General features: G+C 69.9%; 17 protein-coding genes. 14 read left to right on the forward strand and 3 right to left on the reverse strand.

The genetic code is table 11. From position 1 onward, the window contains the following. The first annotated feature begins 405 nt into the window (after window positions 1-405). The 3 genes from ABZ463_RS06480 to ABZ463_RS06490 are packed head-to-tail and all read left to right on the forward strand — an operon-like array spanning window position 406 to window position 5,727. The gene (locus ABZ463_RS06480; RefSeq protein ID WP_362773676.1) at window positions 406-1,197 is read left to right on the forward strand and encodes a PIG-L family deacetylase; all 792 of its coding nucleotides are present in this window, start codon (window positions 406-408) and stop codon (window positions 1,195-1,197) included. A gap of 34 nt (window positions 1,198-1,231) precedes the next feature. Next, window positions 1,232-2,293, forward strand: coding sequence for a lysylphosphatidylglycerol synthase transmembrane domain-containing protein (locus ABZ463_RS06485; protein ID WP_352010542.1), 1,062 nt, complete (start codon window positions 1,232-1,234; stop codon window positions 2,291-2,293). A gap of 53 nt (window positions 2,294-2,346) precedes the next feature. Further along, entirely contained in the window at window positions 2,347-5,727 is a 3,381-nt protein-coding gene (locus ABZ463_RS06490; protein ID WP_362773680.1) for a BTAD domain-containing putative transcriptional regulator, read from the forward strand. On the opposite strand, the gene ABZ463_RS06495 is transcribed toward ABZ463_RS06490, so the two are convergent. Next, the gene (locus ABZ463_RS06495; protein ID WP_362773683.1) at window positions 5,717-6,259 is read right to left on the reverse strand and encodes a hypothetical protein; all 543 of its coding nucleotides are present in this window, start codon (window positions 6,257-6,259) and stop codon (window positions 5,717-5,719) included. The genes ABZ463_RS06490 and ABZ463_RS06495 overlap by 11 nt on opposite strands. A 174-nt stretch (window positions 6,260-6,433) precedes the next feature. Between ABZ463_RS06495 and ABZ463_RS06500 the strand changes: the two genes are divergently transcribed. Together ABZ463_RS06500 and ABZ463_RS06505 are read left to right on the forward strand one after the other, a co-directional pair. Beyond that, the gene (locus tag ABZ463_RS06500; protein WP_362773689.1) at window positions 6,434-6,967 is read left to right on the forward strand and encodes a VTT domain-containing protein; all 534 of its coding nucleotides are present in this window, start codon (window positions 6,434-6,436) and stop codon (window positions 6,965-6,967) included. Between the two features lie 114 nt (window positions 6,968-7,081). Beyond that, window positions 7,082-7,978 (forward strand): D-alanyl-D-alanine carboxypeptidase family protein, encoded by an 897-nt coding sequence (locus ABZ463_RS06505; protein ID WP_352010538.1) that lies wholly within the window; start codon window positions 7,082-7,084, stop codon window positions 7,976-7,978. Here ABZ463_RS06505 and ABZ463_RS06510 read toward each other — a convergent pair. Beyond that, window positions 7,975-8,844, reverse strand: coding sequence for an RNA methyltransferase (locus ABZ463_RS06510; RefSeq protein ID WP_352010537.1), 870 nt, complete (start codon window positions 8,842-8,844; stop codon window positions 7,975-7,977). The two genes, ABZ463_RS06505 and ABZ463_RS06510, sit on opposite strands and share 4 nt — an antisense overlap. Further along, entirely contained in the window at window positions 8,837-9,607 is a 771-nt protein-coding gene (locus ABZ463_RS06515) for a DUF4184 family protein (protein ID WP_352010536.1), read from the reverse strand. Before ABZ463_RS06515 ends, ABZ463_RS06510 begins: the two co-directional genes overlap by 8 nt. 122 nt (window positions 9,608-9,729) lie before the next feature. On the opposite strand from ABZ463_RS06515, the gene ABZ463_RS06520 reads away from it, so the two are divergent. The 9 genes from ABZ463_RS06520 to ABZ463_RS06560 all read left to right on the forward strand — a co-directional run bounded on the left by ABZ463_RS06520 (window position 9,730) and on the right by ABZ463_RS06560 (window position 21,196). Beyond that, complete coding sequence (locus tag ABZ463_RS06520) at window positions 9,730-10,389, forward strand: cation transporter (RefSeq protein ID WP_362773694.1); 660 nt, start codon at window positions 9,730-9,732, stop codon at window positions 10,387-10,389. Window positions 10,390-10,563: 174 nt separating this feature from the next. Continuing rightward, window positions 10,564-12,336 (forward strand): substrate-binding domain-containing protein, encoded by a 1,773-nt coding sequence (locus tag ABZ463_RS06525; RefSeq protein WP_362773697.1) that lies wholly within the window; start codon window positions 10,564-10,566, stop codon window positions 12,334-12,336. 423 nt (window positions 12,337-12,759) lie between these two features. Next, window positions 12,760-13,131 carry a hypothetical protein gene (locus ABZ463_RS06530; RefSeq protein ID WP_352010533.1) on the forward strand — a complete coding sequence of 124 codons (372 nt, stop codon included), beginning with the start codon at window positions 12,760-12,762 and terminating at the stop codon, window positions 13,129-13,131. Next, the gene (locus ABZ463_RS06535) at window positions 13,128-14,255 is read left to right on the forward strand and encodes a GNAT family N-acetyltransferase (protein WP_352010532.1); all 1,128 of its coding nucleotides are present in this window, start codon (window positions 13,128-13,130) and stop codon (window positions 14,253-14,255) included. Before ABZ463_RS06530 ends, ABZ463_RS06535 begins: the two co-directional genes overlap by 4 nt. A 239-nt stretch (window positions 14,256-14,494) precedes the next feature. Then, the gene (locus ABZ463_RS06540) at window positions 14,495-15,235 is read left to right on the forward strand and encodes a glycosyltransferase family 2 protein (RefSeq protein WP_352010531.1); all 741 of its coding nucleotides are present in this window, start codon (window positions 14,495-14,497) and stop codon (window positions 15,233-15,235) included. A 2-nt stretch (window positions 15,236-15,237) separates the two neighbouring features. Next, window positions 15,238-16,179, forward strand: coding sequence for a glycosyltransferase family 2 protein (locus ABZ463_RS06545; RefSeq protein WP_362773702.1), 942 nt, complete (start codon window positions 15,238-15,240; stop codon window positions 16,177-16,179). Between the two features lie 5 nt (window positions 16,180-16,184). After that, window positions 16,185-16,979 (forward strand): polysaccharide deacetylase family protein, encoded by a 795-nt coding sequence (locus tag ABZ463_RS06550; RefSeq protein ID WP_352010529.1) that lies wholly within the window; start codon window positions 16,185-16,187, stop codon window positions 16,977-16,979. A gap of 34 nt (window positions 16,980-17,013) precedes the next feature. Next, window positions 17,014-18,354, forward strand: a complete 1,341-nt coding sequence (locus tag ABZ463_RS06555) for a hypothetical protein (RefSeq protein ID WP_352010528.1) — start codon at window positions 17,014-17,016, stop codon at window positions 18,352-18,354. A gap of 40 nt (window positions 18,355-18,394) precedes the next feature. Continuing rightward, window positions 18,395-21,196, forward strand: a complete 2,802-nt coding sequence (locus ABZ463_RS06560; protein ID WP_362773707.1) for a hypothetical protein — start codon at window positions 18,395-18,397, stop codon at window positions 21,194-21,196. The last annotated feature ends 24 nt before the right edge of the window (window positions 21,197-21,220 follow it).

Below are 21,220 nucleotides of genomic sequence, written 5' to 3' on the forward strand. Positions count from 1 at the left end.
TCGGTGCTTGGACTGAGGAACGCAGGAGCGAAGCGACGCAGAGACGAGGGAAAGCACCGACCCGAAGCGCCCAAGCCCGCGACGCCGCCAGGCGGCGCAAAGAAACACAGCTTGGGCGCGTCGGTGCTTGGACCGAGGAACGCAGGAGCGAAGCGACGCAGAGACGAGGGAAAGCACCGACCCGAAGCGCCCAAGCCCGCGACGCGGGACAACACGGCTTGTGCTTTCCCGGTGCCGTGTGTGAGGAGTTTCGGCTTGGGCGCGTCGGTGCTTGGACTGAGGAGCGAAGGAGCGAAGCGGATGAGCGACGAGGGAAAGCGCCGACTCGAAAGCGCCCAAGCCCGCGACGCCGAAGGCGGCGCAAAGAGACACAGCGCCGCCAGGCGGAGCAAAAGAAACACAGCCGTGTTCTTCCATGCCCACCCCGATGACGAGGCCCTGCTGACCGCGGGGACCATGGCGATGCTCGCCGCCCAGGGGCACCGGGTGATCCTGGTCGTCGCGACCTCGGGGGAGCTCGGTCAGGCCGATCTCGGACCCGGTGAGGCCCTGGGGGCCGCCAGAATGGCCGAGCTGTACAGGTCGGCCGCCGCGCTCGGCTGCGCCAGGGTGGTGAACCTCGGCTACGGCGACTCGGGGCTGGCCCCGGACGGCGGCGTCGCCGAGGGGCGCGCGGGGAACGCCTTCATCGACGCCGACGTCGAGGAGGCCGCGGGGCGGCTGGCCGAGATCCTCACCGAGGAGGGGGCCGACCTGCTGACGACCTACGACCCGGCGGGGGGCTACGGGCATCCCGACCATGTTCAGGTGAACCGGGTGGGCGCGCGGGCTGCCGAGATCGCGGGCACCCCGATCGTGCTTGAGGCGACGGTCAACCGTGATCCGCTGCTGAAGGGGCTGCGTCTGATCAGCCGGTTCTTCCCGCAGCTCGACGTCCGTTCCTTCGAGCGGGCCTACTCCCCCGGGTCGGTGATCACCCATCGGGTCGGGGTACGGCGTTTCGCCCGGCAGAAGCGGGCGAGCATGGCGGCGCACGCCTCCCAGGCGACGGGGGCGGACACCCGGACGCTCGGGGTGATGCTGAAGGTGCCCCTGCCGCTCTACCGGCTCATCTTCGGCACCGAGTGGTACGTCCGCCGGGATCTGCCGCAGGGCGCCAGGCTGAGGCATCCGTTCGAAGCTCCTCCCAAAGGATGAGCCCCGGACCGGCACACTTGGTCGAGGGGGTTTCATGAAGAACAAGTGGGTTCAGATCGGACTGTCGGTCGTGTCGCTGGCACTGGCCGCGACGCTCGTGCGTTTCCTGCCGCAGATCGTCGAGGCGATGACCGGCAAGCACGTCTCGTGGTCGCAGATCGGCGCCCAGTTCTCCGGGTTGAACTGGCAGACGATCGCGCTGATGGCCGTCGTCTGGCTGGCGAGCCTGCTGGCCTACACGTTCGTGCTGACGGCCTCCCTGCCCGGTCTGACCCACCTGCAGGCTCTCACGTTGAACGCGGCCGGCAGCGCGGTGAGCAATCTGCTGCCGTTCGGCGGCGCCGCCGGGGTCGCGATGACGATCGGGATGACCAAGGGGTGGGGTTTCCCGTTACGGCCCGTGGTGGTCTCGACGCTGGCCAGCGGCATCTGGAACACCCTGTTCCGGTTCATCCTGCCCGCGGTCGGCATCCTGGCGCTGCTGCTCAGCGGGCAGCGGCTCAGCCCGGCGGTGACCAGCGCGGGCTGGATCGGCGCGCTGTCCATCCTGGTGCTGGTCGTCGTGGTCGCCGCCGCGCTGTACTGGGACGCCGCCGCCGCGCCGCTCGGCCGGGTTCTCGACGCCGCCGCCCGGCTGCTTCCCCGCCGGTGGCGTCCGACGGGTCACGGCCCCTCCCACTCCCTCGACCGGTTGCGCGCCGACACCTCCGAGGTCGTACGGCACCGCTGGCCGGGACTCACCCTGGGCATGATCTTCTTCCTCGGCCTGCAGTGGCTGATCCTCGTCTGCTGTCTCCAGGCGACCGGCTCCTATCCGGGCCTGGCGCAGTCGATCGCGGTCTTCGCCCTGTCCAGGGTGCTGACCACCGCCGTCGTCACCCCGAGCGGGACCGGCATCATGGAGGCCGGGACCGTCGGCGCGCTGGTCTTCTTCGGGGCCCCGCTCGATTCGGCCACGGCCGCTGCGTTGCTTTTCGGCTTCTGGACCTACACTGTCGAAATCCCCTTCGGCGGCCTGGCACTCGGCGCGTGGGCGCTCCTGCGCAGGCGTGAGAGCACGGTCCAGGCCCCCGAGAAAGAGCCGATCAGCCGCTAGATTGGGAAAAACCTTGTGCGTGATTCGAAGGCCCGCATAGCGTGGCGGCTGACATGGCGGGTGAAATCGTAGCGTTCCGGGTCCTCGGCCCGGTCGAGGCGCACTCCGGTGACGACGAGCTCGATCTGGGCGGGTTACGCCAGCGTGCCGTCCTCGCCCGGCTTCTGGTGGCGCGGGGGCAGGTCGTCCCCGTTGACTCCCTGCTCTACGACCTGTGGGATGACGACGCGGCCAAGGGCGCGCAGTCGGGGTTGCAGGTCTACATCTCCCGGCTGCGGCGGGTCCTGGAACCCGGCCGTCCGCGTGGGGGGCCGAACCGGCTGCTGGTGACCGTCGCCTCGGGTTACGCGTTGCGTGTCGCGCCCGACCAGGTGGACGCGTTGCGGTTCGAGGCCATGGTCCGCGCCGCCGGTGAGCAGCTCGAAGGCGACGACCCCGCCTCGGCGCGGGCGCGTCTTGAGAAGGCGCTGGGGTTGTGGCGTGGCACGCCGTACTCCGACTTCGCCGACCAGCCGTGGGCGGAGGCGGAGGTGAACCGCCTGACCGAGCTGAGGCTGGTGGCCCGTGAGCGGCACGCCGACAGCAGTCTGCGTCTGGGGCTGCCCGCGGAGGCCGTACCCGACCTGGAGGCGTTGACCGCCGAGCATCCGCTGCGTGAGGAGGGCTGGCGGCTGCTCGCCCTCGGCCTCTACCGGTGCGGACGGCAGGCCGACGCGCTGGCCGCGCTGCGCAGGGCGCGCACGATCCTCGCCGACGAGCTGGGCATCGACCCGGGCCCCGCGCTGCGCAAGCTTGAGTCGGACATCCTGGCTCAGGACCCCGGTCTCCAGCTCGCCGTCCCACCGGCGAGGCAGCGTACGGCGGTGCCCGCCGACACCTGGCCGCCCCGTCCGGCGGCGGCCCCCGCCGAGCTGCCGCCCCTGGAGCCCGAGCCGTTCGTCGGGCGGGAGGCGGAGCTGAGCAGGCTGATGACCGCGGCGGCCAGGACGGGCCGTTTCACCGCGGCCGTGATCAGCGGTGACGCGGGCGCGGGCAAGACGATGCTGGTCCGCAGGCTCGCCAGGCAGCTCGCCGACGACGGCTGGGGCACCTCCTCGGGCGCGTGCCCCGACAGCAGCGCCACCCCGCCCGTCTGGGCGTGGGTGGAGATCCTGCGCACCCTGGTGGACGTCACCGGGGCGGGTGAGTACGCCCCGCTGCTGGCCCCGTTGCTGGACGACACCGCGGCCGAGCCCGACGAGGACCAGGCCTCCGGCGGATTCCGGCTGCACCGGGCGGTCGGCGGTTACCTGGCGGCCGTCGCCAAGGAGCGGCCGATCCTGCTGACGCTGGAGGACCTGCACTGGGCCGACGACCAGACGCTCGCGCTGCTGCGGGCGCTGCCGAGCCTGCTGGCGACCAGCCGGGTGCTGCTCGTGGTGACCTGCAGGGACAGTGAGCTGAGCGACCAGCAGGCGGACGTGCTCGCCGCGTTGGCCAGGCTCGGTCCTGTGCGGGTCGGCCTGACGGGTCTGGACGCCGAGGCGGTCGCCGAGCTGGTCAGGGCCACCTGTGTGCGCGCGGTCGACGAGGACGCGGTCAACAGCATCGTCGAACGGACCGGCGGCAACCCGTTCTTCGTCCGTGAGACCGTACGCCTGCTGGACGCCGAGGCGGTGAGCGACCGCGCGACGGCGGCCGAGGTGATCTCCGGTGTGCCGTCCGGTGTCCGTGACGTGCTGCGGCGCCGGATCGCCAGGCTGCCCGCCGCCGCCCAGCAGATCCTGTTGCAGGCGGCGGTGATCGGCCGTGACGTCGATGTGGACGTGCTGGTCGACGTCGCGGGTGACGAGGACGCGGTGGTCGACGCCGTCGAGGCGGCGCTGCTGGCCGGGCTGGTCACCGAGCCGGGCCCCGGCATGCTGCGTTTCGATCACGACCTGGTCCGGGACACCGTCTACTCGGACGCCTCCAGGCTGCGCCGTTCCCGGCTGCACGCCGCCGTCGCCTCGGCGATCGAGCGCAGGCATCCCGGGGACGTGGCCGCGCTCGCCCACCATTACGACGCGGCGGGCACCGCGGAGACCGCGGCCAAGGCGGTGCGTTACGCGGGGCTGGCCGCCGAGCAGGCCGAACGGCGTTTCGCCCACCGTGAGGCGGCCTCCCTGTGGGAGAAGGCGATCGCCGCCTTCGACAGGTCCGGTGCCGCCTCGACTCCGGAGAGCACCCGTGAGCGTCTGCTGCTGACCCTGAACCTGATCAAGGCGCTGGCGTTGTGCGGGGACATGGCCGCGGCCCGCAGGCGGCGGCGTGAGGCGATGGACACCGCCCTGCCGCTGGGCAACCTGGAGCTGACCGCCAGGGTCGCCGCCTCCCTCGCCGTGCCGCACAAGGGCATGGCCCGTGACTTCACCCGTACGGCGTGGGAGATCGTGGACGTCGCCGAGCAGGCGCTGGTCGAGCTGCCCGCGGGTGAGCAGTCGCTGCGGGCGAGCCTGCTGGCCACCCTGGCGCTCGAACTTGAGGGGTCGGCGACCTCCAGGGGAGAGCAGGCCTCCCTTGAGGCGGAGGAGCTGGCCAGGCGCAGTGGTGATCCGGCGCTGCTGGCGACCGCGCTGAGCGGGCGGCTGCGTCAGTCGTACGGCATCACCCCCGTCGGGGAGCGCGAGGTCATCGGCAGGGAGCTGCTTGAGGTCGGCAAGACGACCGGCCAGGTCTCGGTCCAGGCCCTGGCGCATCTGGTGCTGATGGAGTGCGCCGCGGCCTCCGGCGCGTTCGCCGAGGCCGACGCGCACGTGGCCGCCTCCGAACGACTCGCCAGGCAGTACGGCCTGCCCGCCCCCGCCGCCGTGGGCGCGTGGTACGCCGGGCAGCGCCTGATGATCGCCGGTGACTTCTCGGGGGCGGCGCTCGCCTACCGGGACGCCGCGCGGCTGACCGCGAAGGCCGGCATGCTCGAAGGCCGCCAGGACCTTCCGCTGATCACCACCTTCTGCCTGCACCTGGTCAACGGCAGGGCCGCCGACATGGTCGAGCCGCTGGCCGAGGCCCATCAGAGGGGGGCCAAGTGGACTCTCGACGCCTACGCCGTGGCCCTGGCCTCGGCCGGGCACACACGGGACGCCAGGGCGGTCATCGCGGTCAAGACTCCGGTCCGCCCTGACTTCCTCTACGAGCTGGCGATGGTCTGGCGGGCGCTGGCCGGGATGCTGCTGGACGACCGGGAGCGGATGACCGAGGCCTACGACACGCTCAAGCCGTTCGCCGAGCGGATCGCGGGCGCGGGGACGGGTGTGGTCGCGTTGTGGCCGGTCTCGCTGACCCTGGGTGACCTGGCGCTCAGGCTGGGCTTCTCCGACGCGGTGCGCCCGCACTACGAGGACGCCCTGGCCGTCGCCCGGCGGGTCGGGGTGACCCGCTGGGTCGAGGCGGCGCAGCGTTCGCTCAGCAGCTGACGCGGAACCTGGCGCTGTGCGCGGTCGGACGGCCGGGGACGGAGAGCGTGACGCGGTACAGGCCGGGGTTGCCGGCGATCCTCGGCTGCCATTCGACGCTCTGACGCTCTCCGGTGAAGCCGGAGCCGCCGCTCAGGTAGGTGCGCCAGCCGCGGGACGACTCGCTCCAGCGCTGCAGGCGCCAGCCGTAGGTGACGGTTCTTTCCGGGTGCGGGTTGCCGATGACGCTGCGCGCCTCGTACGACCTGTCGCACGGGCCGCCCTCGGTCGCCGGGGTGACGGTGACCGTGCCCTCCGCCAGGGTGGTCTCCGCCTGGACCTGTGCCGTGGTCTCCTGCATGGACTTGGACGACAACTCCACGGTCTCCACCGACGCGTCGTCCGCGCTGACCGCCCGCACCGTGGTCGCGGGGGTGCGCGGCACCTCGATCCCGGCGTAGGCTCCGACGAAGGCGAGCGTGGCGACCAGCAGTTTCACGACGCTCGCGGTTCCACTGGCCACCACCGGCGTGAGACTGCCTCGCGGACTCATGACTGTTCCCTCCCTGTTTCTGCCCCTTACTTGTAGCCCGGGATGGTTGATCTCCGCTTGACGTCCGGTTGCAGCGTCAACGGTGGCTGAACGGGCTCCCACCCGACCCCCTGGACAAGGTCAGGTAAGCCTGCCCTAATATCGGCATACGGCAGGGAAACCAGCGGGGCGGTGATGTTCACAATGCGGTCGTTCGCGGCAGGCATCCCCGACCCGACCTCGGCCTCCGTGCTGGGGATGCCCCTGTGGCTCTGGGTGCTCATCGGAGGGGTCGCGCTGTTCGGCGCCTTCCAGGCCTACTACTGGATCGGCAGGAAGCTCGGCCCGAGGCTCTACGCCACCCGGGTGGGCAGGCGGATCAGCCAGGACGGCATCCGCAAGGTCGAGAACGCCGTCAGCAGGTGGGGCGCGCTGGCCGTCTACGGCTGTTTCTGGGTTCCCGGCCTGCGGCACACGCTGCCCTGGGCCGCGGGGGTGCTGCGTGTCTCCTACCCGTGGTACGTCGTGGCCAGCGCCCTCGGCTGCCTGACCTGGGTCCCCATCGCGTCCTTCGGCCTGTACTCGCTGTTGTGGGGCTGGCTCAAGCTCGCGGCCGAGTCTCCGCTGCTCGCGGGCACGGGTCTTCTCGTGGCGGCCGTGGCGGTCACGCTGTTCGTGCGTCACCGCAGGAACGCGCGGCGGACCAAGGAGGAAGTCACCGTCGGGTGACGCCGCGCCGTACGGCTTGTGTCACACCTCCGCGTGGTTTCTGCCACCATGTTCCCCATGCAAACCGGGGGAATTCGCCTTCTCGCCTGTACCGCTCTGGCCACCGTGACCACGGTGGCCGCTGTGACAACCGGGTTCGTCGTGCCCGCGCACGCCGCGCCGGTCGTGTCACAGGCCACGACGAGGACGGTCGCGGCCTCGACCGCTCCCGCGGTGGCCGCGAAAGTCGCCTACCTGCTCGACGTGACCACGGGCAAGCCGCTGTTCGCCAAGCAGGCCACCAAGCGGGTGCCGATCGCCAGCCTGACCAAGGTCATGACGGCCTACGTCGTGCTGCGTGAGGCCGGTCTCGACGACGTCGTGCGGATCAACGCCGACGACGTACGGCACGCCGCGACGAACGACGCGACCAGCGCCTCGCTGCGCGCCGGGGAACGCCTGACCGTCCGGGACCTGCTGCACGGGGTGATGCTCCCCTCGGGGGCGGACGCCTCCCACGCGCTGGCCCGCGTCTACGGCCCCGGCGAGAAGAAGTTCGTGGCCAAGATGAACGCCGCGGCCCGCTCGCTCGGCCTGACCGGCACCCGCTACACCAACACCGACGGGCTGCCCAAGCCGTCCGGCGGCTACTCGACCGCCCAGGACCAGGCCAAGCTGGCCCAGATCGCGCTGGGTGACCCGGTGCTGCTGGGCATCGCCTCGACCAGGCGCTACACCGTGGCCGCCTCCAAGCTGCACCGGGCCCACACCTGGACCAACAGCAACAAGCTGCTCGGCAAGACGCCCGGCGCGCTGGGTGTGAAGACGGGTTACACCCGCGCCGCGGGCTACTGCCTGTCGTTCGCCGCCGACCGGGACGGCCACCGGTTCGTCGGGGTGATTCTCGGCGACGCGAAGTCCGAGCGCCGTTTCCAGACCGCCAACCGGCTCCTGGACTGGGCCGGCGAGCAGGTCTCCGGCACGGGCGACGACCAGGGCGAGGACGGCGGGACCCTCAGCGGCGACGCCTAGCCCAGGGTGTCTCCGGTTCCTGTGACGAGGACGCCGCGCATCAGGCCGTGACAGGCGATGGCCGCCGCCGCGACCACGTTGAGGGAGTCGACGCCCAGGCTCATCGCGGCTGAGCTCATGGGGATGCACACCGGCTGGTCGGCCTCGTGCAGCCAGTGGGAGGACAGGCCGTCGCCCTCCGAGCCGAGCAGGAGGGCGACCCGGTCCGCCGTACCGGCCGTGTCGATCGGGGTCGCGCCCTGGTCGGGGGTGAGTGCCAGGGTCAGGAAACCCGCCGCGCGAAGTTCGGCGAGGCCGTCGTACCAGTTGGTCATCCGCGCGTACGGGATCGCGAAGACGGCACCCATCGACACCTTCACCGCCCTGCGGTACAGCGGGTCGGCGCAGCGGGGCGACAGGATCACGGCGTGGACGCCGAGCGCGGCGGCGCAGCGGAAGATCGCACCCACGTTGCCGTGGTCCACCAGGTCCTCCAGGACGAGGACGCGCCGGGGGCCGCCGCGCAGCGTCTCGGCGACCGTGGGCAGGGGTTTGCGGTCCATGGCGGCCAGGGCGCCCCGGTGGACCGGGAACCCGGCGATCTCCTCCATCTCCCGGTCCTCGACCACGTGGACCCGGTCGCCGAGACCGTCGAGCAGGTCGGCCAGGGAGTCGGCCCAGCGGCGGGTCAGCAGCACCGAGCGCACCGGATACCCGGCGGCGACGGCCCTGCGGATCACCTTCTCCCCTTCGGCGATGAACAGGCCGTGTTCGGCCTCAAGGCTCTTGCGCAGTTCGACGTCACGCAGGTTCGCGTAGTCGGCCAGGCGGGGGTCCCGGTGAAGGTCCCGGTGAAGATCGGGGTGGGAATCGGCTGCTTCAGGCATCCTGGAATACTGCCACGGCCTTTCTGAGCTGCCACACCGCGGCGTAGACGACCAGCAGCACGCTCAGTCCGGCCAGTGTTCCCGCACCCAGTCTGGTGATCAGCTCGGTGCCGTCCCTCGGCGGGAAGATCACGGGCCACACCGCCGCTCCCCCCAGGGTCGCGGCCACCGCCGCCAGGATCACGCCGAGCCGTACCGGGGTGGAGAGCCTCAGCCGGTCGGGCACCGCGACCGGGGTCATCCGGGCCAGGCCGCGCCAGGACCACCACAGCACCAGGCTCAGCCCGACCACGCTTGAGAGGTACTGCAGCGCACGGAAGGTGGGAATCTGGCCGACGAGGGGGTCGACCAGCCAGGACCAGCCCCAGATCCGGATGCTGTAGGAGTGGGTGAAGGAGTCCCACAGCAGGTGGGTGAGGGAGCCGACGACGCCGCCCGCGACCACGGGCAGCAGCCGGCCGATGTCGTGTTTCGGGGCCAGCGAGGCCGCCCTTCCCGCAAGACCGGCGGGCAGCAGCGCGGTCAGCGGGTCACGGAGCAGCCCGTGGAAGACGGCGAACATCACCAGGACGGCGAGCAGGTCGAGGGTGAAGGCGCCGGGTATGGAGTGCCAGATCCCGTAGTTCGGCAGGAAGGGCAGAAAGATCGGCAGGTCGGGTGCCATCGTGCCCAGCGCGAGCGCCCAGGGGTCGAGGACCTTGCGGGCCCGCGCCGAGGCGATGAACGGCAGCACTGCGGCGACATGGCTGGGCGTGAACGGCACGAAGCTTTCTCCTGAGATCCGGTGATTCGTTCTTCCCCAGGAGACTATGGCGCCACGTCCGCCACCGAGCGACTCACGAATCCGCCTCGAAACCACAGGGAGTGGCGTGTAGGTTACCTGGCGTGATATTTGGGGATTCAGGAACCACCACGGCCTGCCGGAGCACACCCCCCGCGCCCGAGAGCGCACGCTGGCTGCGCGACGCCCGTACCGCACGCGCCCTCTCGCTGGCGACGCTCGTCTGGCTCGGGGTCGAGAGCGCTCTCGGCATCGCCGCCGGATTCGCCGCGCACTCGGTCGCGCTGATCGGCTGGGGCATGTTCTCACTGGTCGAGGCCGCGGCCAGTCTCATCGTCGTGTGGCGCTTCACCGGGTCGCGGACCCACTCGGCGGACGCCGAGGCCAGGGCGGGCAGGGCGGTGGCGATCAGTTTCTGGCTACTGGCCCCCTACCTGGCGCTTCACGTGGTCTACGACCTGTGGGCGGGGCACACGGCCAGGCCCAGCGTGCTCGGCGCGGTGGTCACGGCGGTCAGCCTGTTCGCCATGCCGTTCCTCGGGGTGGCCAAGCGACGGCTGGGCGCGCGGCTCGGCTCGGCCGCGACCTCGGGGGAGGGCACCCAGAACCTGCTGTGCGCCTCGCAGGCCGTGGGCGTGCTGGCCGGGATCGCGCTGAACGGCCTCGGGTTCCGGTGGGCCGACCCGGTCGTGGCGACGCTGCTGGCCGCGGTGGCCGCGCACGAGGGGCGCAAGGCCTGGCGCGGGCACGTCTGCCACCACTGAGCGGCCCGTTCCCATACAGCACAGAGATCGTTTTCTATCGCGCAGGTGGATTTACACAGCAAAAAGGGTGTTTTGCCACTTTAAGCGTTCCCAGTACAGTTCCGTGAACATTGTGGAGAACCTCCGTATAAGGTGACCCGCTAGTTTCCGGACATCGAACGCGAAGAGGGCATCGTGAGCGGACGTCACAGGACGGATGAGCTCGACGACGGCTACGCCTCCTACAACCTGCCGCGGCGGCGCAGAAGCGGACGGGGCGCGGTGCTCGTGCCGTTGGCGGGCTCCGTCGCCCTCGCGGTGCTGCTCGGCGTCGCCGCCTTCGTGATCGTCAACCGGGACCGCGGCTGTGCGCAGACTCCCGTCACACTGCGGGTGACCGCCTCCCCCGACATCCAGCCCGCCCTCTCCGAGATCGCCGGGCGCTTCACCAGGACCTCCCGCGACTCCGGCGGCGGATGCGCGACCGTCACGGTGACCGGGGCCGCCTCCGCCGCCGTGGCCTCCGGCCTGGGGGGCAGCGGGGGCGAGGTCGGTGCGATGGACCTGTGGATTCCCGACTCCTCCCTGTGGGTGAACGGCCTGCGCGCCAAGGATCCGGCCTTCCCCGCCCCCGGCGCCTCCGTCGCCCGCTCCCCCGTCGTGCTGGCCGCTCCGGGCACCGCGGTCCAGGAACTGCGGGACGACCTCGGCGAGGCGAGTTGGAAGGGCATGCTCGGCGCCGCGAACGTGACGGACCCCAACGGCCCGGGCCGCAGGGTGCGGGTGCTCGCGCTCGACCCCTCGCTCAACGCGGCCGGGCTCGGCGCGCTGCTGGCCGCCTCGGGTACGGCGACGGCCTCGGGTGTCGGCCAGGAGGAACTGGTCGGCGCGCTCAAGACACTGTCCGGCTCCACCGTCCGCGACCAGGACGCGCTGCTGGCCAGTCTCGGCGTCAAGGGCCGCAGGACCCCGATCGGCGTCGCCTCGGAGCAGGGCGTGTGGGCCTTCGACACCGGCAGAAAGCCGCAGGTCCCCGCCGTCCCGCTGTATCCGGCCGAGGGGACGGTCGACCTCGACTACCCGGCGGTCGTCACCACCCGGGACGCCGCCGTGCGCGCCGCGGCCGAGGCGTTCCTGCGCGACCTCACCACCGAGGCCGCCGGGAAGGACCTCCAGGACCGGGGTTTCCGCACCCCCGACGGCCGGGCGGGCACCGCGCTCCTGGGTGTCTCCGGCTTCCGCGCCCAGGCGCCGAAGTCGCTGCCGCTCCCGGACGCCGCGACCGTCGCCGGGCTGTCACGCTCGTGGTCCCGGCTGAACCTCGGCACCAGGCTGCTCACCCTGCTGGACGTCTCGGGCACGATGGCGCTCCCCGTGCCGGGGACGGGCCTGACGCGGATGCGGGCCATCACCAGGATCGCCACCGAGGGCATCAAGCTGTTCCCGGTCAAGAGCGAGATCGGGGTGTGGGAGTTCTCCACGAACCTGGACGGCCGAGGCGTCGACTACCACGAGACGGTCCCGGTCGGCCCGCTGACCGAGAACCTGGACGGTGTCCTGCGCCGGGACCTGATCAACCGGAAACTGGCCGCGACCAGGGCCAGGGCGACCGGCGACACCGGGCTCAACGACACCCTCGCCGCCGCCTACCGGCGGATGAACGAGGAGTACCAGGGCGACAAGATCAATACCTTGGTGGTCCTGACGGACGGCGCGGGCAACGACGACCCCGAGGGCGGCATCGGCGACCGGGAGATCCTCAGGAGGCTGAAGCGGGAGTACGACCCGGAGCGGCCGGTCAGCATCCTGATCATCGCCTTCGGGCCGGACGCGCCGAAGGGCAGGCGCCAGATGGAGGCACTGGCCAGGGCCACCGGCGGCGAGGCCTACATCGCCAAGGACATCGGACAGGTTCGCACGTTCTTCCTTGAGGGAATGCGGCGCCGCCTCTGCGCGCCGCACTGCTGACCCCTCTCCGAGGGCACCGCCGTACGGCGGACATATCACACGATCGGCATGGATGGTGACCCTCCGCGGAGGGCGTGATTTGAGTCACTTCTCCCACCCCCGGCTCGCGCGGCCCCCGACACGCCCGAGCCACCTTTGCCACAACCGTCCCAGCTCACCCGATCTGACCGAAAAGCCCTGCACCATAGGGCTTCGGTGGTTGCGCGTGAGACTCTCCCGGCGTGGCGAAAGGCCCAAGGGAGACATCCGAATCCTGACCGGATATCGTATGATCACTTGACTCCGCGCTGGATAACGCCAACGCATCGCTTTGCGATCCGGTAAACCATGGACTGAGGTCAAACGTCGGCATTGACGTTCGTCCGCAGTGATTGATCCCATGAATAGGTGATCGATCATGCCACTACGACCAGGAGTCAGGAGATGTCGACCAATCGCAGGGTGCTCGGGTGGGCACTCACTCTTGCGTGCGTGGCGGGGGCCGTGATCGCGCTGGCCGGAATCGACACCCCTCTCCGGATCGTCCTCACTCCGCTGTTCCTCTTGGTCACTCCGGGTGCCGCGGCGATGGGACTGTTGCGTGATCGTGACCCTCTTGCGGCACTATCAGTGGGTGCGGCGGCAAGCCTGGTCGTGAACGTACTCCTTGCCGTGGCCATGCTGTCCTTTGACAAGTGGTCGCCTCGCGCCGGGGTGGCGACGATCGCGGTGCTCGGTGGGTTCATATACGTGTTACGCGTGTTGTACCGGGGGAGCGCAAGCTTGCAGACCGAACAGGGGGCCAGGTCAAGGTGAACATCGTCGTCGTTCGCCCCGGTGACCTCGGGGAGTCCGAGATATCCCGATGGCGGGAGTTGCAGGGGGCCGATCCGTCCCTCGACAACCCCTTCCTCTCCGTGGAGTTCGCCCTGGCCATGGGCCGTCTCCGCGACTACGTCCGGGTCGCCGTCATCCAGGACGGTGGCCGGACGGTCGGATTCTTTCCCTACGAGCGCCACAACTTCGGCATCGGCAAACCCCTGGGCGGTTTCCTCACCACCTGCCACGGCCTGATCTCGGTTCCCGACCTGGTCCTGGACGCCAAACAGCTGTTGCGCGCCTGCAAGCTCTCCGTCTTCGACTTCGACCACCTCGTCGCCGGTCAGCCGACCTTCGCCGAACACCAGTCGGACGTACGGCCCGCGCCGGTCATGGACCTGAGCTCGGGTTTCGACTCCTATATCGATCAGGTGAAGCAGAACTCACCGAAGAACTACAAGACCGTCCGCTACAAGGAGCGCAAGCTCGGCCGTGAGCAGGGCGAGATCCGCTTCGAATGGGACTCGACGGACCCCGCGACCCTGCGCACCCTGCTGAACTGGAAGTCGGACCAGTACCGCCGCACCGGGCGGGTGGACCGCTTCGCCCAGCCGTGGATCGTCCGGTTGCTCGACGAGATGCACGCGATGCGCTCGGAGAGCTTCTCGGGCGTGCTGACCATGTTCTACGCCGGTGACACCCCCGTGGCCGGGCACTTCGGCCTGCGTACGGCGCACACCCTGGTCGGCTGGTTCCCCGCCTACGACACCGAGTACGCCCGTTACTCCCCGGGCATCACGCACCACCTCCACATGGCGGAGCACGCGGCCGGCTCGGGGCTGCGCCAAGTGGACATGGGCAAGGGCGGCCGCGAGTACAAGTCCTGGCTGAAGAGCGGCGACCTGTACGTCGCCGAGGGCCGGGTCTCCCGCCCCTCCCCCGCGGCCGCGGTCCACTGGATGGGCCGCACGCCGGTCAACAAGGCCCGCACCATCGTCCTCGATCGACCCCATCTGTATCGGTTTGCCGATCGCGTGCTGAAAGGTTTCGGCCGTATGCGCACCTCAGCGCAGAACCAATCGGCCTCCGCGGTCGTCAAGGAACCATGGGGAGTCGGCTAGGCCGACCCCCGGTAACAGCGAACACTCCCGCCAGGACCCTTCCATGCATCCCTCACCGCATTCGCCATTCCCGCCGCCCCCTCAGGCTGTGTCTGGCTCCGGGTCCTCCCGTCAGTCGTCATGACGACCGCCGAACCGGAAGGACATGTTTCATGAGTCCCGACATCGTCAAGCACAATGCCAAACCGCCGCTGCGAGCGATGCCACCGATTGAGCGGTTCACCCCTATCACCCCTCACATGGCCATCTCTCCCACGGTCAGCGTCGTGGTCCCCGCGATGAACGAGGCGGAGAACCTTCCGCACGTCTTCGCGACCCTGCCCCAGTGGATCGACGAGATCGTCCTCGTCGACGGCAACTCCGTCGACGACACCGTGGCCGTCGCCAAGCGGCTGCGGCCCAACGTCCGCATCGTCACCCAGACCGGCAAGGGCAAGGGCGACGCCCTGGCCGCGGGGTTCGCCGCCTGCACCGGCGACATCATCGTGATGATCGACGCCGACGGCTCGACCGACGGCCGGGAGATCATCCAGTTCGTCGGCGCGCTGGTCACCGGGGCCGACTTCGTCAAGGGGTCGCGCTACGCATCCGGCGGGGGCAGCGACGACCTGACCTTCAACCGCAAGTTCGGCAACAAGGTGCTCACCGGCCTGGTCAACCGGATCTACGGCACCAGCTACAGCGACCTGTGCTACGGCTACAACGCCTTCTGGGCGCGTCACCTGGACGTGCTCAACCTGGACTGCGATGGTTTCGAGGTCGAGACCCTGATGAACATCAGGGCGGCCAAGGCCGGGCTCAAGGTGCATGAGGTTCCCAGCCACGAGCGCTGCCGTATTCACGGCGAGAGCAACCTGCACGCGGTAAGGGACGGGATCCGAGTGCTGAGAACCATCATCAGGGAGTGGCGGAACAACCCCGTCACCACCGCTCCCGAGCCTGCGGCCACCACCCCGGCGGCGGACCAGGGCGCCGCGTAGTCATGAGAACCAGTGTCGTCATCTGCGTCTACACCGAGGAGCGCTGGGAGGACATCCGGGCCGCCGTCGCGTCGGTCGAGAACCAGCGGCGCAGGCCGTACGAGATCATCCTGGTGGTCGACTACAACGCGGACCTGCTACTGAGGCTCAAGCGGGAGTATCCCGATGTGATCGTGGTGGAGAACACGCAGGAGAAGGGGCTGTCCGGGGGCAAGAACACCGGCGCGGCTACGGCCTCGGGCGACATCGTGGCCTATCTCGACGACGACGCGGTGGCGGAGGCGGGGTGGCTGGAAGCACTGGAGGAGGGCTTCCAGGATCCGGCCGTCGTCGGCGTCGGCGGGCTGACCAACCCACTGTGGGCGACGGGACGCCGTCCCGGCTGGTTCCCCCGCGAGTTCGACTGGACCGTCGGGTGCTCCTACCGGGGCATGCCCACCCGGCGGTCACCGATCCGCAACGTCATGGGCGGCAACGCCGCCTTCCGCAGGGAACTCGTCGGGCAGGTCGGCGGGTTCCACACCGGCATCGGCCGCAGTGTGCAGGGGCGCAAGCCCAGGCCCCTGGGGTGCGAGGAGACCGAGTTCTGCATCCGGCTCTCCCAGCGGATGCCCGGCGCGGTGATGCTGTTCGAACCCGCGGCGGTGATCGGCCACAAGGTGCCCGAGGCACGGGCCAGGTTCGCCTACTTCCGGTCCAGGTGTTACGCGGAGGGCCTGTCGAAGGCGCTGGTCACGCACAACGTCGGCGCCGGGGACGGACTGGCGAGTGAGCGGGCGCACGCGCTGAAGGCGCTGCCGCTCGGCGCGCTGCGGGGCCTGGGAGACGTACTGCGTGGCGATTTGTCAGGGTTCGGCAGGGCTGTGGCGATCGTGGTCGGACTCACCTGGACGACCTGGGGTTACATCGTCGGATCTCTCCGGTTGAAGGTGGCGAAATCGTGATCCGCGTGCCGATTCTGATGTATCACTCCATCTCCGACCGGCCGAACCCGGAGACGAAACCGCTGGCCGTACGGCCCTCGGTGTTCGCCGACCAGCTCACCTACCTGAAGGAGCACGGCTTCACCCCGTTGACCGTGGCCGACATGGTCGCCTCGCTGCACAGGAACAACGGGCGTTCCCTGCCCGAGCGGCCGGTCGTGGTGACCTTCGACGACGGCTACGCCGACTTCCACAGCCACGCGCTGCCGGTGCTCGAACGCCTCGGCTTCCCCGCGACGGTCTTCCTGACCAGCGGGTGGGTCAGGGACGCGGGCGAGGACGCGGCGGGCAGGCCGCTGGACACGATGCTGACCTGGAGCCAGGCCCGGGAGGCCGCCTCGTGCGGCATCGAGATCGGCGGCCACAGCCACAGCCACCCCCAGCTCGACCAGTTACCCGACGACCGGCTCCGCCAGGAGCTGCGCCGCAACAAGGCACTGCTCGAAGACAGGATCGGGGCTCCGGTCGCGACCATGGCCTACCCGTACGGCTACTCAAGCGGGCGGGTCAGGCGTGAGGTGCGGCGCGCCGGCTACTGGGCCGCCTGCGCGGTGAGCAACGCCATCGCCGCCGACAGGCACGACGTGCTCGCCCTGCCACGCCTGACCGTGGCCGAGGGCACCTCGATGGGGATGTTCAGCCGGGCCGTCGAGGGCAGCCAGGTCCCGCTGATCTACATGAGGCAACGCGTCCTGACGAAGGGTTACGCCGTCGTCAGGAGGACCCGCTACGGCCTGCGCCGGGTGCGCGGTCTGGCGTGAGGAACACGTCCTCGGACGTGGGGGGAGGCGACACATGAGCGCGACGACGGACGAGCCGCAGGGACGGCTCGCCGGGTTGCGGCAGCGGGTGACGCGCGATCTGCGCAACCCGCTCTTCCGCAACGGCTACGCGCTCATGGCCAACACCGCGATCACCGCGGTGCTCGGCATGGGCTACTGGTGGCTCGCCGCCCAGCTGTACGGCCCCGCGGACTTCGGCAGGGGCCAGGCGCTGATCACCGCCATGCGGCTGTTCGCCTCGCTGACCGCGCTGGGGTTCGTCGGGGCGCTGGCACGCTTCATCCCGGTGGCCGGACGGCGCACGCCCGCGCTCATCGTCAGGGCGTACGCGGTCGCCGGGGCGACCGGCGTGGTCGCCGCGCTCGGGTTCCTGCTCACGTTGCCGTGGTGGGGGCCGACCTACGCCTCGCTCGACGGCCTCGGCCCCGGGCTGTTCTTCCTGGCCTCGACGCTGGTCTGGTCGGTGTTCACGCTGGAGGACGTGACGCTGGCCGGGCTGCGCAAGGCCACGTGGGTGCCGGTGAGCAGCCTGTGCTACGGCCTGGTCAAGATGGCCATGCTGGTGGGCCTGGCGTTCGCGCTGCCCCGCGACGGCATCTTCGTCTCATGGATCATCCCGGCCGCGATGGCCCTGATCCCGATCAACCTCCTGCTGTTCAGGAAGGTCATCCCCCGGCACGTCGCGCGCACGGAGGGTACGGCCAGGCCGCTCGCCTTCGGCGAGGTGGGCCGCTTCCTCGCCGGAGACTACCCGGGCACGCTGTCGATCCTGGCGAGCGTCTACCTGATCCCGGTCCTGATCGCGGCCAGGGTGGACGAGGTCACCTTCGGCCTCTTCTCCATGGCCCACACGCTGGGCTCGCTGATCGAGCTGCTGGCGATGAACATGGCCACCTCACTGACCGTCGAGGGATCCTTCGACCGGGACCGGTTCGCGTCGAACTCCCGCAGGGCGCTGCGCCGGGCCTTCATGATCATTGTCCCGATCGTTATCGTGACGATCCTCGCGGCGCCCCTGATCCTGCGCGTCTTCGGCCCGGACTTCGCCGACCGGGGAACACTGCTGCTGCAGCTGATGGCCCTGGCGGTGCTGCCCAGGGTGCTGATCGAGATCTATCTGAGCGGCCTGCGGGCCCTGGGGAAGGCTCGCAGGCTCGCGTTCGTCCAGGTCTCCCTGGCCGTACTCGTGCTCACCAGCACCCTGGCGCTGTTCCCCTCTGCGGGGATCGAGGCCGTTGGCTACGCGCTGCTGCTGAGTGAGCTGCTGATCGCCGCGCTGATCTTCCCCGACCTTCGCAAAATGCTCAACGGTGGGAAAAGATCAAATACGGTCGTCACGGCCGGCTCCGTATAACCCCCATGATGTAGACGTGAGGCAACGCTCAGGTGATGACGTGAAATCGGAGGCCGCAGAGGCGGGGGAGCATTCCCCCGCCTCCGAGGAGACGCACGCCGGACCCGAGGACAGTCCCACTCCCCCGGCCGCTCCCGAGAGCCTTGAGGACCGCGACTCCAAGGACTTCGAGGACCCCGAGGGCTCTGGGAGCTCCGGAGGCCTGGAGGACGCCGAGGAGAACGTGGGGCCCGGGGATCAGGAGGAGCCGGACGTCTCCGGCGACGACGACCCCTCGCCGACCGCGGTCCTCCGCATCCCCGGCCACACGCACGAGGAGTCCTCCGAGGACGCGATCGCCTCGATCATGGGCACCTCGGTCCTCGGTTCCTCGGTCACGGACTCCTCCGTCGTCGACTTCTCGGTCGTCGACCTGCCGGGGGTCGCCGACGACGACCTCGAGAGCGAGGCGGATCCCGAGCCCGAGCCGGATCCCGAACCGGGCCCCGAGCCGGGCCCCGGGTCAGGCGAAGACGGTGACGGTGACGGTGATGGTGAGGGCGCCGACGGCGAGGACGTGGAGGCGACCGCCGAGGTACGGCTGCCCGCCGCCCGGCGTGCCGGACTCCCCGGCTCCGCCCAGAAGGCCGACCCGGAAGCCACCAGAAACGTCAGGGTGTCGGCGTCCATATCGGTGCCCACGCTCCGGCCCCGCGTCCCGTTGACGGAGCGGCTGGCGCGCTCGGCGATGGCGTGGCTCCCGCCGCTGCTGACCGTCGAGGGCCTGATCATGTACGTGCTGGCCCTGCGTGCCACGCCGGGCCCGCTGCGAGGTGTCGACCTGTCGCACATCGACGGTCTCGGGCTGATCTCCGCGCTGCCCGCAACCTCGTTCGTCGCGATCCTGCTGATGATCACGGCGTTCTTCGTCACGATCGCGCAGAACACCGACCGCAAGTTCCTGCTGCTCTTCCAGCTGGCGGTGATCACCTTCGCGTTGCACGGCGCCGCCGCGCTCATCGAGGACACACCGCGCTTCCACACGGCCTACGTCCACGCGGGCTTCGTCGAGTTCATCAACCGCACCGGGACGTCCTCACCGATCCTCGACGCCCGTTTCGCGTGGCCGGGGTTCTTCGCGCTGGTCGCGTTCGTCACGAAGGCCGCCGGAGTCACCGACCTGACGCTGGTCCTGCGCTGGACGCCACTGCTGTCCAACCTGCTCTACCTGCTGCCGTTCGTGCTGATCCTGCGCCAGGTGGTCGCGACGACCCGGGCCCGCTGGTTCGCGGCGCTGCTGTTCATCCTCGTGCAGTGGATCGGCCAGGACTACTTCTCGCCGCAGGGCTTCACCTACGCGATCTACCTGGCCTTCGTGGCGATCGTGCTGCGCTGGTTCGGCAAGGTGGAGGTCCGTGACGCGGCCGCGCCGCCCAAGGGCCGCATCCGGCGGCTGCTGGCCAGGCTGGACGGGCTGGCCCCGGGCGAGCTGACCCACTCGACCAGCGTCTACGACCGCTCGATCATGCTCATCCTGCTGATCGTCCTGTTCGCGACGGCGACGGCCTCGCACCAGATCACGCCGTTCATGATGCTCGGCGCGCTGACCGGTCTGATCCTGCTGCGGCGTTCCTCGCTGAGCTGGGCCCTGCCGTTCCTCCTCGGGCTGATCGTGCTGTCGTGGATCAGCTACCAGACGGTCACCTTCTGGAGCGGCCACATCGAGGAACTGTTCGGCGGTCTCGGCCGGATCCTGGAGAACCTCCAGCGCAACACCGGCGACCGGATCGAGGGCAGCGACAGCAGGCACACGCTGGTGCTGCTGGCCCGTCTGGGCATCTGCGCGGTCATCCTGCTGCTGGCCGCGGTCGGCCTGCTGCGCCGTCTGCGCCGGGGGGTCGGCGACCGGGCCGCCCTGCTCCTGCTGTGCGTTCCGGTGCTCGCCCTCGCGCTGCAGAGCTACGGCGGCGAGATCGGTCTGCGCATCTACCTGTTCGCGCTGCCCGGGGCGTGCATCCTCGCCGCCTACGCCTTCTTCCCGAACCTGCCCGCCGGTACGGCCGACGCCCCCGAGGAGGCGGTTCCGGCCCGCAGACGCGTCATCAGGCTCGACCCGTTGCTGACCCGCAGGATCTCACTGCTGCTCGCCGCCGCGTGCGCGATGGCGCTGTCGATGTCCTTCCTGATCGCCCGCTACGGCAACGAGCAGTTCGAGCGGGTCTCCAGCGACGAGGTCCAGGCGATGCACTACGTCTACGGGCACGACAAGCCCAGCGGCAGGGTGCTGTTCCTGGTCCCGATCATCGGGCCCGAGGTCACGCCGACCATCCCGTGGGGCGAGCGCGACTTCGACAAGATCGAGTATCAGCAGGTGCTCGTGGACAAGAACCCGGAGCAGCTGTCCTCCGTGATCGACAAGTTCCGTGTCTCCCCACCGAACACCTACCTGGTCGCGAGCCGTGGCCAGGCCGCCTACCTGCAGCTCAACCATGGTTTCCCGACCGACTGGAGCAAGCGTTTCCGGGCCGCCCTCGACGCGTCACCGGAGCTCAAGCGGGTCTTCGACAGCCCCGACGCCGCCGTGTACACGCTGAAGACGTATCCGAAGAACGCCGAGATCCCCCAGCCACGTCCTCTTACGGGCTTCGGCGACCGTGGGTCCCCTATGACCCCGATCGGCCTCGGTGCCCTCGGAGTCACCTGGATTGCACTGTTTGTCTATGAGATGCAAAAGCTGCGCGATCCCGGCCGTGTTTCGAAGAGGGGACGACGCATCCTGTTTGTCGCGGTTCCCGCATTCCTGCTGGCGGTCGCGGTGATTGTCGAACGCTTCATCGTCATCGGGTTCAACCAGATCCAATAGGCGTGAGCCTCCGGGGTCCCCCGG

The sequence above is a fragment of the Streptosporangium sp. NPDC020145 genome, from assembly GCF_040631275.1.
In the GTDB taxonomy this organism is placed as follows: Bacteria; Actinomycetota; Actinomycetes; order Streptosporangiales; family Streptosporangiaceae; genus Streptosporangium.